Source organism: Propionicimonas sp., assembly GCF_049840635.1.
GTDB lineage: Bacteria > Actinomycetota > Actinomycetes > Propionibacteriales > Propionibacteriaceae > Propionicimonas.
Map to the genome: position 1 here is coordinate 2,159,837 of NZ_JASGKL010000005.1, position 14,940 is coordinate 2,174,776.

Annotated in this window: 14 protein-coding genes; 13 read left to right on the forward strand and 1 reads right to left on the reverse strand. The window is 67.9% G+C overall.

Annotated elements, in window-relative coordinates:
• Positions 1 to 29: 29 nt before the first annotated feature.
• Genes gcvPA through QM779_RS15610 form a run of 4 tightly spaced genes read left to right on the forward strand, consistent with a single transcriptional unit; the run spans position 30 to position 4,886 of the window.
• Entirely contained in the window at positions 30 to 1,418 is a 1,389-nt protein-coding gene (gene gcvPA, locus QM779_RS15595) for an aminomethyl-transferring glycine dehydrogenase subunit GcvPA (RefSeq protein WP_428536959.1), read from the forward strand.
• Entirely contained in the window at positions 1,415 to 2,989 is a 1,575-nt protein-coding gene (gene gcvPB, locus QM779_RS15600; RefSeq protein ID WP_428536962.1) for an aminomethyl-transferring glycine dehydrogenase subunit GcvPB, read from the forward strand. The genes gcvPA and gcvPB overlap by 4 nt, the downstream gene beginning before the upstream one ends.
• A 17-nt stretch (positions 2,990 to 3,006) precedes the next feature.
• The gene (locus tag QM779_RS15605) at positions 3,007 to 4,104 is read left to right on the forward strand and encodes an ATP-NAD kinase family protein (RefSeq protein WP_428536965.1); all 1,098 of its coding nucleotides are present in this window, start codon (positions 3,007 to 3,009) and stop codon (positions 4,102 to 4,104) included.
• Positions 4,105 to 4,127: 23 nt separating this feature from the next.
• The gene (locus QM779_RS15610; protein WP_428536968.1) at positions 4,128 to 4,886 is read left to right on the forward strand and encodes an SDR family NAD(P)-dependent oxidoreductase; all 759 of its coding nucleotides are present in this window, start codon (positions 4,128 to 4,130) and stop codon (positions 4,884 to 4,886) included.
• Between the two features lie 145 nt (positions 4,887 to 5,031).
• On the opposite strand, the gene QM779_RS15615 is transcribed toward QM779_RS15610, so the two are convergent.
• The gene (locus tag QM779_RS15615; protein ID WP_428536971.1) at positions 5,032 to 6,669 is read right to left on the reverse strand and encodes a BglG family transcription antiterminator; all 1,638 of its coding nucleotides are present in this window, start codon (positions 6,667 to 6,669) and stop codon (positions 5,032 to 5,034) included.
• 467 nt (positions 6,670 to 7,136) lie between these two features.
• Between QM779_RS15615 and QM779_RS15620 the strand changes: the two genes are divergently transcribed.
• The 9 genes from QM779_RS15620 (at position 7,137) to QM779_RS15660 (ending at position 14,937) form a co-directional block, all read left to right on the forward strand.
• Positions 7,137 to 7,460, forward strand: coding sequence for a PTS sugar transporter subunit IIB (locus tag QM779_RS15620; protein ID WP_428536974.1), 324 nt, complete (start codon positions 7,137 to 7,139; stop codon positions 7,458 to 7,460).
• Positions 7,457 to 8,761 carry a PTS sugar transporter subunit IIC gene (locus QM779_RS15625; protein ID WP_428536977.1) on the forward strand — a complete coding sequence of 435 codons (1,305 nt, stop codon included), beginning with the start codon at positions 7,457 to 7,459 and terminating at the stop codon, positions 8,759 to 8,761. Before QM779_RS15620 ends, QM779_RS15625 begins: the two co-directional genes overlap by 4 nt.
• A gap of 17 nt (positions 8,762 to 8,778) precedes the next feature.
• Complete coding sequence (locus tag QM779_RS15630; protein ID WP_428536980.1) at positions 8,779 to 9,129, forward strand: PTS lactose/cellobiose transporter subunit IIA; 351 nt, start codon at positions 8,779 to 8,781, stop codon at positions 9,127 to 9,129.
• Positions 9,126 to 10,571, forward strand: a complete 1,446-nt coding sequence (locus QM779_RS15635) for a glycoside hydrolase family 1 protein (protein WP_428536983.1) — start codon at positions 9,126 to 9,128, stop codon at positions 10,569 to 10,571. Before QM779_RS15630 ends, QM779_RS15635 begins: the two co-directional genes overlap by 4 nt.
• 193 nt (positions 10,572 to 10,764) lie before the next feature.
• A complete protein-coding gene (surE, locus tag QM779_RS15640) occupies positions 10,765 to 11,790 on the forward strand; it encodes a 5'/3'-nucleotidase SurE (RefSeq protein ID WP_428536986.1) in 1,026 nt (341 codons plus the stop codon).
• A 90-nt stretch (positions 11,791 to 11,880) separates the two neighbouring features.
• Positions 11,881 to 13,287 (forward strand): glycoside hydrolase family 1 protein, encoded by a 1,407-nt coding sequence (locus QM779_RS15645; RefSeq protein WP_428536989.1) that lies wholly within the window; start codon positions 11,881 to 11,883, stop codon positions 13,285 to 13,287.
• Between the two features lie 213 nt (positions 13,288 to 13,500).
• The gene (locus tag QM779_RS15650; protein ID WP_428536992.1) at positions 13,501 to 13,755 is read left to right on the forward strand and encodes a hypothetical protein; all 255 of its coding nucleotides are present in this window, start codon (positions 13,501 to 13,503) and stop codon (positions 13,753 to 13,755) included.
• Between the two features lie 311 nt (positions 13,756 to 14,066).
• Entirely contained in the window at positions 14,067 to 14,246 is a 180-nt protein-coding gene (locus QM779_RS15655) for a hypothetical protein (RefSeq protein WP_428536995.1), read from the forward strand.
• Complete coding sequence (locus QM779_RS15660; RefSeq protein ID WP_428536998.1) at positions 14,227 to 14,937, forward strand: DUF2695 domain-containing protein; 711 nt, start codon at positions 14,227 to 14,229, stop codon at positions 14,935 to 14,937. The genes QM779_RS15655 and QM779_RS15660 overlap by 20 nt, the downstream gene beginning before the upstream one ends.
• Positions 14,938 to 14,940: the final 3 nt, after the last annotated feature.

Below are 14,940 nucleotides of genomic sequence, written 5' to 3' on the forward strand. Positions count from 1 at the left end.
ACAACATACAACCCGCGCAGCTGGAAGGGATGGTGAAGCCGATGGGCTCCCCGTACACCCACCCCTACATCCCGAACACGGCGCCCGAGGCGAGGGCGGCGATGCTGGCCGCGGTCGGCGCGGAGTCCGTCGAGGAGTTCTACGCCGACGTGCCGGACGCGCTCCGCCTGCACCGTCCGCTCGACCTGCCGCCCGCGCTGGTGGCCGAGCAGGACCTGACCCGTCACGTCACCGGGCTGCTCGACCGCAACCGTCCGCTCGCACCGGGCCGCAGCTTCCTCGGCGCAGGGACGTACCACCACCACGTGCCCGCCGTCGTCGACGAGGTGATCGGACGCAGCGAGTTCCTCACCGCCTACGCCGGTGAGCCGTACGAGGACCACGGACGTTTCCAGGCCCTGTTCGAGTACGAGTCGCTGATGGCCGAACTGCTGGCGATGGACGTGGTCACGGTGCCCACGTACGACAGTTTCCAGGCCGCCTCGACCGCTCTGGCGATGGCGGGGCGGATCACCGGCCGACGCACCGTCCTGGTGGCCAGCGACGTCCTGCCGGACCGTCGGTCGCGGGTGCACGACTTCGTCCGTCCGCACCTCGACCTCGTCGACGTGCCGACCCGGGACGCGGTCGCCGACCTCGCCGCGGTGTCGACCCGACTCGACGCGTCGGTGGCCGCGGTCTGGGTCGAGACACCCGGCCTCACCGGAGCGATCGAGACCGGACTGGCCGCGCTCGCCGAGGCCGCGCACGCCGTGGGCGCCATCCTGGTGGTGGGCACCGAGCCGCTCTGCTACGGGGTGCTCACCCCGCCGTCCGCCCAGGGTGCCGACATCGTGTGCGGCGACCTCCAGTCGCTCGGTCTGCACCCGTACTACGGCGGCACCCACGCCGGCTTCCTGGCCGTGCACGACGACCCCCGCTTCGTGATGGAGCTGCCGTCGCGGCTGTTCGGGTTGGCGACCACGGACGTGCCCGGCGAGTACGGCTTCGGCGACGTCGCCTACGAGCGCACCTCTTTCGCCCAGCGCGAGGAGGGCAAGGAGTGGGTGGGCACCGCAGCCGCCCTGTGGGGCATCGCCGCGGGTGTCTTCCTCGCCCTGCACGGCCCCCGAGGCATGGCGGAACTGGGCGAGACGATCCTGGCCAGGACGCGCTACGCGCAGCAGCGGTTGCAGGCGGTACCGGGTGTCCGGCTGGGCGACGACGCCGTCCACTTCCGTGAGTTCACGATCGACCTGTCGGACACCGCAATCCAGCCGTCCGCGGTGGTCGAGCGGTTGCGTCCGCTCGGCTTCGCCCCTGGCGTCCCGCTGGATGCCGACCGACTGCTGGTGTGCGTCACCGAACTGAACACCGCCGCCGACATCGACGCACTGGCCGCGGCGATCACCGACGTTATCGAGGAGGAGCGGCGATGAGCCTTCCGGTTACCCCGAAGCCGCCCCTGCGACGGTTCCACCAGGCCCGCTGGGACGAACCGATCGTTTTCGAACTCCACGCCTCCGGCGAGCGGGGGGTGGTGCCCGGTCAGGTTGAGCCCGAAGTGCGCGCCGTGGTCGGGGACGTGCTCACGGGGCTTCCGGACGGGCTGCGCCGAGCCGAGGCGCCGGGCCTGCCCGAGATCGGCCAGATGCGGGTGCTCAAACACTACCTGCGGCTCTCGCAGGAGAACCTCGGTGCCGACCTGAACGTCGACATCGGCCAGGGCACCTGCACGATGAAGTACTCGCCCAAGGTGAACGACCGGCTCGCGGCCCACCTCGGCCTCACCGAGTTGCACCCGCTGCAGGATCCGGCCGACGCCCAGGGCGTGCTGGAGATCTTCTGGCGCACCCAGCGGATGCTGGCCGAGATCTCGGGCATGGCCGAGGTCGGCCTGCACACGCAGGGTGGCTCGGCGGCGATCTGGGCGAACATCGCGATGATCCGCGCGTACTTCGAGCACCGCGGGGAGGCCGCGCAGCGCACCGAGGTGATCACGACCATCTTCAGCCACCCGTCCAATGCGGCGGCGGCGAAGGCGGCCGGCTACGACGTGATCACGATCTACCCGGACCCGGACGGCTACCCCGACATCGAGGCGCTGCGGCGGGCGCTGTCTCCACGCACGGCGGCGATCATGGTTACCAATCCCGAGGACACCGGCATCTACAACCCACGGATCGCCGAATGGGTCGACCTGGCGCACTCGGTGGGGGCGCTGGCGTCCTACGACCAGGCCAATGCCAACGGCATCCTGGGGATCACTCGCGCTCGCGACGCCGGCTTCGATGTCTGCCACTTCAACCTGCACAAGACCTTCGGCACGCCGCACGGCTGTGGTGGGCCCGGCGCGGGCGCGAACGGGGTGGCCGAGCACCTGGTGCCGTTCCTGCCGCGGCCGATCGTCGTGCAGAGGGAGGACGGCAGCTTCCGGCTCGACGACGACCGGCCGCTGTCGATCGGCAAGGTGGCCCCCTTCTACGGCGTGGTGCCGAACATCGCCCGCGCCTACGCCTGGATCCGTGCGCTCGGGGCGGACGGCCTGCGCGCGGTCGCCGAGACAGCCGTACTGAACAACAACTACCTCCTCCACCGTGTGCTGCAGATCCCTGGCGCGTCCGCGCCGTACGCCACCGGGCGGCGCCGGATCGAGCAGGTGCGCTACTCATGGCAGGAGTTGTCCGAGCAAACCGGGATCAGTTCGGAGGAGATCGGCGTTCGGGCGTCCGACTACGGAATGCACTACTGGACGAGCCACCACCCGTACGTCGTGCCCCAGCCGTTCACGCTGGAGCCGACAGAGTCGTACTCGATGGCCGAACTCGACGAGTACGTCGCCGTTCTGGCAGAGGTCGCCCGCCAGGCGAGGGAGGAGCCGGACGTGGTGCGCACGGCGCCGCACCGCCAGACCGTCCACCACACCCACCACGACGACCTGGACGACCCGGAACGCTGGGTGACGAGCTGGCGCGCCTATCGACGCAAGTACTTCGCCGAGGGGCAGTGAGTCGCAGGCTCGGGCTCGTGGTGAATCCCGTCGCCGGCCTTGGCGGCCCGGCCGGGCTGAAGGGGAGCGACGGTGCGGCGATCCAGGCGCTGGCCCTGCAACGGGGGTCGCGGTCGCGCGCCCAGGAACGGGCCGAACGGATGCTGCAGGTGGTGGCGGCCGCCGTCCCGGACGCCGCGATCGTGACCGCGGGCGGCCCGATGGGCGCGACGGCCGTGTCGGCTGCCGAACTGCGGGCAGTGGTCACGTTCGACCCGCCGCCGCACACCGATGCTCGCGACACGAGGTCGGCGGTGGTCGACCTGGTCGACGCCGGCGCCGGCCTGGTGCTCTTCGTCGGCGGGGACGGGACGGCACGGGACGTGGCGGCCGACCTACCCCGGGGCGTGCCGATACTCGGAGTTCCCGCCGGGGTGAAGATGTACTCGTCCTGCTTCGCCACCGGCCCCGAGACGGCGGGGGCGATCGCTGCCCGCTGGCTGGCCGGTGAGCTCCCGGTGCGGACGGCCGAGGTGCTCGACGTGGACGAGGACGCCCTGCGCGAGGGCGTGGTGCAACCCCGGCTGCACGCCTTGGTCGAGATTCCGGAAGTGCCCGGACGCACGCAGGCCCGTAAGGCGGCGACCCCCGGATCCGAGGCCGCGGCGGTGGCCGCGGCGGCGCGGGGCATGGCGCGCCGGCTCGAGCCGGGCGTCCGTTACCTGCTCGGACCCGGGGGCACCATCGCCGAACTCGGTCGCCAGCTCGGACTCGACCTGTCGCCGCTGGGCGTGGATGTCGTCCTGGACGGCCGGCTGGTGGTTCGCGACGCGTCCGAGGCCGAACTGTTCGCGCAGGTCGCTGCAGGTCCCGCCCGCGCGCTCGTGACGGTGATCGGTGGGCAGGGGTTCGTGCTCGGCCGAGGAAACCAGCAGCTCTCGCCGCGTGTGATCGGTGCGCTGGGGACCGACCCGCTGCTGGTGGTCGCCACGGAGCAGAAGCTCATCGAACTCGCCGGACGGCCGCTGCTGGTGGACACCGGCGACCGTGGGCTGGATGCCGCGTTGTCCGGTCATGTGCGGGTCGTCACTGGTCCCGGCACCGTGGCCGTCTACCCGATTGCTTCGCCAGAATGAGAAGTCGAGATACAGGAGAAGAGATGAGACTGGACGGCAGGGTCGCCATCGTCACCGGCGGGGGCGGCGGCATTGGACGGGCGACCGCACTCGCCTTCGCCGCGGAGGGTGCGAAGGTCGCGGTGGTGGACATCAACCCGGCGGCTGCAGCCGAGACCGTCGCTCGGATCGAGGCGGCCGGTGGCACCGCGCTGGCCGCGCCGGCGGACGTCTCGAGCGAGGCGGACATCAAGGCGGTGGTGGCTCTGGTGGTGGACAGTTGGGGGACGGTCAACGTCGTGTTCAACAACGCCGGCATTATCCGCCGCACCACTGTCGAAGACATCTCCGTGGACGAGTGGGACCGGGTGTTCGCGGTGAACGTCCGTTCGATCTACCTGATGTGCCGCGAGGTGGTGCCGATCATGGCCGCGGCCGGCGGTGGTTCGATCATCAACACCGGTTCGGGTTGGGGACTCAAGGGCGGTGGACGGGCCGTGTCGTACTGCGCGTCCAAGGGGGCGGTGGTGAACCTGACCAGGGCCCTGGCGATCGATCACGGCCCGCAGGGCATTCGGGTGAACTCGGTCAATCCCGGCGACGTGAACACCGACATGCTCCGCAACGAGGCCAGCCAGCTGCACCAGGACGCCCAGAGCTTCCTCGCCGAGGCCGCCGATCGACCGCTCGGGCGGATGGGCGAGGCGTCCGAGATCGCTGCTGCGGTCGTATGGCTGGCCAGCAATGAGGCCAGCTACGTCACGGGCTCTGCGCTCAGCGTCGACGGCGGAGGAAACGCCTAGGGTTCGGGGAGTGGCGGGGGAGCTGGGCACTCGCACGCTCGCGGCGGACGCCGGAGGATGACTCCAGGTGCCCTGTCCAGATCTTCCCTTGTGGTGGTGACGAGAGGCACGCCAGCCCGGAGCGGGCGGGCCATCGGCGGCGCTCTCACTCTGCTTGCATGAGTTGGCTGAGCTCGGTGAGGAACTCCGACAGTCGGTGGCCGCGCTCGATGAGGCGCCGGACGTTGCCGGGTTCGGTGAGGGCGATCACGAGTTGGTCGAACGTGTCGCGGAAGAGGTTTCTGTCCCGGGCGCTGAACGCGACGAGCAGAACGAGGCGGACGGGACTGCCGCCCCAGTCGACGGGCGCGTGGAAGGTGGCCACCGCGATGCTGGTCCGTTCGGCGGGCATGCCGAGGGTGTGGGGTATCGCGACGATGTCGTTGAAGGCGGTACCCGAGAGTTCTTCACGCTGCTGGACTTGGGCGAGGAACCCGGGTGGCACGGCGCCGTGGCTCTCGAGCGCCTGGCAGAGGAGTTCGAGCACCTGATCGCGGTTCGCCGCGTTGGGTGAGGTGAAGAAGAGGCCGTCGTGGAACAGTTCGTGCAGCTGTCCGGTCAGGCGCATCCAGCTGTTCCGTCGTTGCTGGGCGCGCACCTGGGCGTCGATCAGGTCGAGGTCGGCCTGGCTGAGCAGCGGACTGATCAGCACTTGTCGCGCGGGGTGGAGGTCGGGGATCGGTATCGGGGTGATCACAAGTTCCCCGGTGAGCGTCGCCGCGCGAGGTTCGACGGTCTCTACAACCTGCTGCACCGTGGCCCGTTCGCCGACCTGAGTGGTGATTCGGTCGGCCACGAGCTGAGCGAGGTCGTGGTAACCGGGCGAGACCACGCTGATGCTGACAGCACTGCCGCTGCGCCGGCGGCGGTCCAGTGCCGATCCCAGGTGGAAAGCGATGAACCCGGTTTCGTCGGGATGGATCTGCGTGCCTGTCTCGCGCTCGAGTTCACTGGTGAAGAACACGGCGAGTTCGTGAACCAGCGGGTGGCTGCTCCGGATCACCGCGGCAAGGGGGTTGGGCTGTGGACGCCCGGCCCGTGCTCGCAGGAGCATGTTGTGGACGTGGAGCGCGAGGCTGGTCACGAACGCGTCGTCGGTGAGGTCGACGAGGTAGGTGTCATCGAGTCGCGACAGGACCTCCCGAACGAGGTTCACCAGTTCCGGGCCGACGTGGTCGGCGACCACGTCGTGGTCGGTGGCTCCCCGCAGGAGGGTTGTCTTGCTGGCGAGGAGGAGGGCCACGGCATCGGTCTCGGCCGGGCCGAAGCTGACCCCGTACGCGCGTGCGAGGTAGGCCGTCACGGCGCGCGCGGCTCGCCGGAGCCGGGGATCTTGTTGTGCGGCGTGGTCGGTCGCCGGCGGGTCGAGGACGTGGTCGTCGGTGATCCGGTCCGTCGCGATGACCAGATCCAGGATGAGCGGATTGAGGGTGTAGTCGTTGCAGTTCAGCCCGTTGGCGGTGAGTGCCTGGACGACGTGGCGTTTGATGTCGCGGACGTCGTAGGAGGGATAGGCCGCCTCGAGCTGATCGGTCGCGAGGATGGTGGCGGGGTTCTCGGCGTCCATGATCGATCGGCGCATGAGCTGGCGCTGGTCCTCCTCACGCCCTCGAACCTCGATGACAGTGCCGGTGCGGGTGATCTTGACCTGGTGAGGTGCTGCCAGCCGGGAAAGGTGGCGAAGGTCGTTCTCGATCGTGGACTCGCTGACGTCGAGACTGTTCGCGAGGTCGTACACGCTCATGGGGATGGCTGAGGTCAGGATCGTTCGGAGCATCGCGTGGGTTCGGGTGGACGATCGGCCCGATGGGGGTTGGGCTGTGGCGTTGGCCGGACTGCGCGCGAGTCGGTAGCCCTTCGTGGTGCGCTCGACCAACTCACCTCCAGGCCCGCCGTTGACTCGCTGCACATAGTTGCGAATGCTGCGATCGGTCACTCCCAGCGCGGTAGCGAGCTCGGCGGAGCTCCACGCCCCCGGGTGCGCGGACAGCCATGCCACGAGCCGCCGTTGCGGATCGTCCGCCATCTGCGACCTCCTCGTCGTTCTCCACCACGATCATTCTCGGCCCCTCCATGTCCCGGATCGACCAGCAGCCTTTCCGCTCTCCGGAAAGCCGCCTACTGGTCGGGGTGCAGCGTCCGGCTGCAGTCTGGGGACACACTCGTTCCGGGCTGTTCGCCGACGGGACGCCGAGACTAGGAGATGTGACGATGACGACACGAGTGCTCGTGGTCTGTGGAGGAGGAGCCTCCAGCGGCTTTCTCGCCCAGAGCATCCGCAAGGCCGCCAAGCAGGCCGCCACAGAGATCGTTGTGGACGCCCGCAGCGAGACCGAGATCGACGAGTACGTCGACCGCATCGAGGTGCTGCTGATCGGCCCCCACTTGGCCTACATGGAGGACAAGCTGCGCGCGAAGGCGGAGCCCCACGGGATCAAGGTGGCGATGCTGCCGCACAAGATCTACGGCCGCCTCGACGGTGCGGGCGCGTTCAAGCTGGTGCAGGACCTGGTCGGGCAGGAGGCCCAGGCATGAAGAAGCTGGGCACTTGGATGGAATCCCTCACCGACTGGATGACCGACGAGTTCGCGCCCCGGGCGAACAAGGTGACCGGCAACCTGTGGGTCAAGGCCCTCCAGGAAGCGATCATGGCGGTCGTGCCGATGATCCTGGTCGGCTCCCTGATCACCCTGGTCTCCATCCTGAACAACTTCTTCTCCTGGATGCCGAACCTGACCCCGATCAACCAGTTCTCGTTCGGACTGATGGGCCTGTTCGTGGCCTTCCTGATCCCCTACCACGTCATGCAGCACAAGGACTTCCGCGATCGCAGGCTCGTTGCAGGCATGGCCGGCGTCGCGGTCTTCCTGATGCTGATCGGGCCGACCTTCAGCGAGGACGGTGGGTCGATCACCTTCACGTTCGAGCGGTTCGGCGCGACCGGCATGTTCACCAGCATCCTCGCCGGCCTCGCCGTTGCGGCGGTTTTCAACCTGTTCGCGAAGCTCAAGATGTTCAAGAACTCCACCGCCCTGCCCGACTTCATCATCGTCTGGTTCGACTCGATGCTGCCGATCCTGCTCAGCCTGCTCGTCACGTGGCTGCTGGTGGACGTCGCGCACCTGGACATCTACGCCGGGCTGCTCGCGATCTTCTCCCCGCTCACCGCGATCGTCCAGAGCTTCTGGGGCTTCGTGATCCTCTACTTCATCGGCGCGTTCCTGTACTCGTTCGGGATGAGTGCCTGGATCCTGTTCCCGATCGTCTACCCACTTCAGCTGCAGGGCATCCAGGACAACATGGCCGCCGTCGCCGCCGGGCATCCCGCGACCAACATCAACACCTACGAAGTCCTGTACTCCGGATGGGTCGGAATCGGTGGGATCGGCGCCACCCTGCCGCTGGTGATCATGATGGCCTTCTGGGCCCGCTCGGCGAGATTGAAGGCAATCGGACGCGCGTCCCTGGCTCCGAGCATCTTCAACATCAACGAGCCGATCGTCTTCGGCGCACCGATCGCGTTCAACCCGATCCTGATGGTCCCGTTCTGGATCAACTCCATCGTTCCGCCGGTCCTCACCTATTGGGCGCTCTCCTCGGGCCTGGTGCCGATCCCGTCCCAGCTGTTCCAGATGTGGTACACGCCCTTCCCGTTCGCCACCTGGATCGTCTCTCCCGGTCTGGCGAGCATGGTGCTCCTGGCTGTGATCACCGCACTGGTCACGCTCACCTGGTTGCCCTTCTTCCGGGCCTACGACCGGCAGGCTGTGGCCGAGGACGAGGCCGAGGAAGCCGAAGAACTCAACGCGGCTGACACGGCGGGCGCGGCGGCATGACCACCGAAGGAGTCATCATGGACGACGACCTGACCACCACAGCGATGACGATCATCCTGCACGCGGGCGACGCGCGCTCGTCCGTCCGCAAGGCCTACGAGGCGCTCGCCGCCGGCGACCAGGAGGCCGCCACCGCGGCTCTCGCGGTCGCCCGCGACGAGATCAAGCAGGCTCACCAGGCCCAGACCGAGGTCATCCAGGCCGAGGCCGCCGGGGCCGGGCGTGCCCTGACCCTGCTGTTCAGCCACGCGCAGGACACCCTGATGACCATCAACAGCGAGGTCATCACGGCCAACAACCTGTTCGCGGTCTTCGGGGCGTTCGAGCGGCGACTGGCAGCACTGGAAGCGGCGGGGGCGACGGCGTGAGCTTCCCGGACGGATTCCTGTGGGGTTTCGCCATCGCGGCGAACCAGGCCGAAGGAGCCTGGCAAGCCGGCGGCAAGGGGCCCTGCCAGGCCGACGTGATGAAGTGGGACCCGTCCGTCGACCCCCATGACATCGCCATGATCACCTCAAGGGAGCAGCTCGAGGCGGCACTCGCTGACACTGAAGGGGTCTACCCCAAGAGGGACGGGATCGACTTCTTCCACACCTACCCGGCCGACCTCGACCTGCTGGCCGGCATGGGCGCAAACGCTTTCCGCACCTCCATCAACTGGGCCCGGATCTTCCCCCGCGGCGACGAGCCCGAGCCCAACCCGGAAGGACTCGCGTTCTACGACGCGCTGATCGACAAGCTCAACGCCGTGGGGCTCAAGCCAGTGATCACCCTTTCCCACTACGAGATGCCGCTCGCCCTGATCACCGAGTACGGCGGCTGGGCCAACCGCCAGGTGCTGGACTTCTTCAACCGCTACGCCGATCTCGTGGTCGACCGGTACTCCGGCAAAGTGGCGTACTGGATGGGCTTCAACCAGATCAACACCGGACTGATGGATCCCTATCTGGCGCTCGGCCTCCTGGAGGACGAGGTCGGGAGCATCACGCAGGCGAAGCTGCAGGCGACCCACCATCAGCTGCTCGCCAACGCCCACCTCGTGGCGACCGTACACCGGGTCGATCCTCAAGCCAGGGCCGGTTCGATGATCCTGGACATGACCGCCTACCCGGCCTCCACCCGTCCCGAGGACGTCCTCGCCGTACAGAAGGCGGACCAGGAGGTGTTTTACGCCGCCGACGTCCTGGTGCGCGGCGAGTACCCCGGCTGGTTCGCGCCGTACTGCGCCGAGCACGGCATCGAACTACAGATCAGCGATGCCGACGCCGCACTCCTGGCCGAGAACGTCTCCGACTACCTGGCGATCAGCTACTACGTGACCCGGGTCATCGGCGCCAACCGCGCTTCCATCCTCGACAGCACCGGCTGGAACGTACTCGGGGACCTGCCGAACCCGCACCTGCCCAGCACCCGCTGGGGCTGGCAGATCGACCCCACCGGGTTCGAACTCGCCCTGCTCAAACTCGCGGACCGCTACCCCGGAGTGCCGATCCTGATCGCCGAGAACGGCCTGGGCAACATCGACGTCCTCGACGCCGACGGCAGGATTCACGACGACTACCGCACCGAATACATCCGGGACCACGTGGCCGCGATGCGCCGCGCAGTGGCGCAGGGCGTCAACGTCGCCGGCTACCTCGTCTGGTCAGGCATCGACATCGTGAGCGCATCCTCCAACGAACGCACAAAACGCTACGGCTTCGTCTACGTCGACCTGGACGACCAGGGCAACGGCACCGCCCGCCGTATCCCCAAGGACAGCTACGACTACTTCCGCCAGGTCGCCACATCGAACGGGCGCATGTCCTAGCCCCAGCCGTTCTGGCTGGCCCCCAGACCGGTCGACGGCGTTTCGCCGCCGGCCGGCCGACCCGGCGCGCTCCTGAGCTGGGCCGGCGAACACCCCATCCCCTTGGCGGCGGGCTCCGCCGCATCGTCAGATTCAGAGAGGAATCACCATGGAACGAACTCACACTCCGCCGCGGAGCCGAGCCAGATGGGCGATGGCTGCGGCTGCCGCGCTGACTGCAGCGCTCACCCTCGGCCTTGTCGGCGCGACCGCTCCGGCGCAGGCGGCGAAGGTCGCGCCGGGCATCAGTGGCCTGAGGATCCTGCTCACCAACGACGACTCCATGCAGGCGGCGAAAGCGAGCAACAGCGACGGCCTGGGTCTCTACGAGCTCCGCAAGCAGTTGTGTGCGCGGGGCGCCGATGTGGTTGTGATTGCCCCGTGGTCGGTCCAGAGCGGAAAGGGGTCGGCGGTCACCAACAGCGGCAGCTTCCGGCTCGGCCAGACGGCTCTGCCTGCGGGCTACGAGTCCGACTGCGCCTCTGCCCCTGCGAAGGGCGCGGTGTACGGCGTGTGCACCGGCACGGACGCGTGCTCCTCCACCAGTGGGAGCGCAACACCGGCCGACACCGTGATGTTCGCCACTCGTGGCGGCCTCGCCGCCACTGTGGGCTGGAGCAGCCCTGACCTGATCGTGTCCGGAACCAACGCGGGGTCCAACTACGCCAACTCGGTGAACGATTCCGGGACGGTGGGCGCGGCAATCACCGCGAATACTGTGCGGATCCCGGCCGTCGCGTTCAGCTCGTCCAACGCCAGCGACTGGTCGATGCCTGTCGCGAACTACCAGGCGACCGCCAAGTGGGGCGCGGACTTCCTCGCCGCGCTGAACAACAAGGGCCTGCTGCTCCAGAACAAGTTCGTCCTCAACGTCAACTACCCGGACGTGTCCGCGGGTGCCCCTGCGCGCCGGGCGAAGTGGGCCAGGGTCGGCGATTCCACGGCGTGGGCCCACACCTACGTCCCGCAGTCCGACGGCAGCTACGCGATCGAGTTCGAGCTGTGCACCGGCATGAAGATCTGCACCGAACACCGCAAGGACTCCGACTGGCTGCTCCTCAACAAGGGCCACATCACGGTCGTGCCGCTGAGCTGGGACCGCACCTACGGGGTCACCGAGGGCGGGCGGACGTACCAGCGTGTGAAGTCCTTCGTCGAGCACTACAAAGCCACCGCCTAGTGATCGCTGTTCCGGCACGGGCCATTGGCGCGTGCCGGAACAGCGTCACCATCGCCTACCGAGAGCCTGACCACGACAAGGAGCGAAGGAATGCAGTACCGAGAACCCAAGCCTTTCCCCGAGGGCTTCCTGTGGAGCGCCGCCACTGCGGCCTACCAGATCGAGGGCGCCTGGGATGCTGACGGCAAGGGGCCGTCCATCATCGACACGTGGACGCCGCCAGAAGGCACCTCCGACTTCACGGTCGCGTCCGATCACTACCACCGCTACGGCGAGGATGTGGCTCTGCTGGCCGAACTCGGCCTGAAGGCCTACAGGTTCTCGATCTCCTGGCCCCGGATCATCCCCGACGGCACGGGCGAGGTGAACCCGGCTGGGATCGCGTTCTACCACCGCCTGATCGATGCGCTGGTCGAACACGGGATCGAGCCTATCGTCACGATGTACCACTTCGACCTGCCCCTCGCCCTCGACCAGCAGGGCGCCTGGAGCAACCGGGCGACCATCGAGGCGTTCGCGAAGTACGCGGAGATCCTGTTCCGCGAGTACGGGGAAAAGGTCAAGTACTGGCTCACAATCAACGAGCAGAACAACATGATCCTGTACGGGGACGTGATCGGCACCTCCAAGCCCGGCACCTCCAAGCGGGAGCTCTATCAGACCAACCACCACCTGGCACTCGCCCAGGCCCGGGCGTTCCAGCTGTGCCACGCGCTGGTCCCCGGAGGGAAGATCGGCCCGGCACCGAACTTCGCACTGGTCTACCCCGAGACCTGCCACCCCCTGGACGTTCTGGCCGCCGACGACCTGAACGTGATCCGGCACTGGCTCTACTTCGACCTGGCAGTGGACGGCGTGTACAACTCGATCGCCTGGTCCTACCTTGAGGAGAAGGGCGCGACTCCCGACATCCTCCCCGGCGACCTGGAGACCCTCTCCGCTGGTCGTCCGGACTTCCTCGGCTTCAACTACTACAACACCCAGACAGTCGCCCGCCCCAGCGAGGACGACACGCAGCGGCAGTCGAAGGTGGCCGACCAGCAGATGTCGCCGGGAGAGGCCGGTGTCTATGACAGTGCCGACAATCCGTACCTGGCCAAGACCGAGTTCGGCTGGGAGGTGGACCCGATCGGGCTCCGGGCGAGCTTTCGTGCGCTCTGGAACCGCTACCGGCTTCCGCTGCTGGTCACGGAGAACGGGCTCGGCGCGTTCGACCGGCTCGAGGACGGCCACGTCCACGACCAGTACCGCATCGACTATCTGCGCGACCACGTCGCGCAGATCCGGCTTGCGATCGGTGACGGTGTCGACGCCCTCGGCTACTGCCCGTGGTCGGCCATCGACCTGGTCTCCACCCACCAGGGCGTCGCCAAGCGCTACGGGTTCGTCTACGTCGACCGCGACGAGTTCGACCTCAAGGACCTCACCCGCCACCGAAAGGACTCGTTCTACTGGTACCAACGGCTCATCGCCAGCAACGGCGGAGATCTCGCCTGAGCTTTGGGGCCCGTCGCGGCCTGAACTCGCACAGGACGGCACCGGGACAACCCAAGTGACTGGCTGGCCAGTCGCATGACCGGAATACCAGCCGATCCGCTGGCATCCTCGTCACGTGGTGTCTGGTGAGCCCTTCGGCGGGTAGTTCACTGGAGCAGGTAGCGCCGTGCTGACGGTCCTGTTGCGGACCGGAGCTCCGCTGACCGGGGCAAGGTGAATGGCCTGGTTCGGGACGATCACAGTCTGTGGTCGGTTCAGCAGGTGCTGGCCGAATTAGCCGCGCTCGGGCTGTCGAGAGCAGCCGGTCGGTGGGGCGACCTGTACACGATCAACGAGAAGCCCTTCGCGATCGGGCGGCTGAGGGTTCTGCTGGATCCGCTGGCCGCGTTGCGTGACGTGGCTGCGGGGGCTGGCTCCAGTGATCCGTTTCGGGTCGCTCGCTCGTGGCGAGGCGACTGCCAGCAGTGATCGACCTGGCTGTCCTCGCTGGCCTCGGTTGTACGGAGGGTCGAGTCCGACGCCGGCCCGTCACCATCCGGAAGGTAGAAGGCGGTAGCCGCTTGATTCGACGCCCGCCGCACTGAGGTCGAGGTCACCCGGATCACGGACCTCTCGCCTCGGTTCCGCCCTCGCCAGCGTCGCCCGCGGTCGTCTCCTGCCTGCTCCGTCCCTGGCCGAGGAATCGGGCGCCCGTCGAAGGCTGTGCACAGGCACGAAGTTATCCACAGATTCTTCTGCGGCAGAGGGAACTGTCAGCGCCGGTCCTCATTCTGGTTGGCATGACGACATCCATTGAGCCGTTCCACACGGACGAGGACCGCGCGCGCGTCCTCACTGAGATCCTCCGGCAGGGCGGAGCCACCTCCGGTACCACCCTCGTCGGCTACGTCGATCGCACCACGCTCGAGGTGCTGTCGGTGCGAAGCCTCGTCACCCCCGATGCCACGCTGGACGAGTGACGCGTTGTGCGCGATCGCCCAGTCGTGCGCCCCCGCCCGGGCCTGGAGCGGGAACCGATGGAGCCCGATCACGGGTGACCTGGTCACCGTCGTGTGCCGCGAGGGCGAGGCCGCGATCACGGCGACCGAGGTCCAGTTCCACTGGGGGTGGCGCTACAGCAATCACCTCACCTCCGCGTTCGAGAGCGAGGTGTACGCCGTCACACCACACGGCTGGGCGAGCCTCTACGGGCAGTTGTCGGGTACCGATCCGGCGCTCCCGCCCGTCCTCAGTCTCGCGGCGTCGAACTCGATCCTCGAGGAGGCGGAGGGTCTCGTCGCCCAGATCTCGTCCGCCCTTCTCGGCCCTCGGGTCGCTGAGTGCGTGCTCTGCTACGTCCACCGCATGATCACGGAGTTCGGCTGCGACTGCCGGTTGAGATTCGCCACGCACTACCGTGACGTGCGCGCGCCACGCGCCACCGGTCTGGAACGGCGTCTGGGCCGGGTGGGCGGCTACTGCGACTGCGAGATCTTCCTGAACGGTTACGAACCCCGCCCGCAGTACTGGGTGCCTGTGGCTGGAGCCGAGCTCGACGAGGACGAGGAGTCGGACTTCACCTGGCCGGACCCTCTGCCGGACTGTGCCGGCGTCCGTGCGGGGTCCACGCAGCCCTGCTCCCTCTGGTGGCGTCAGCAGCGAAGGTGGTGAGCA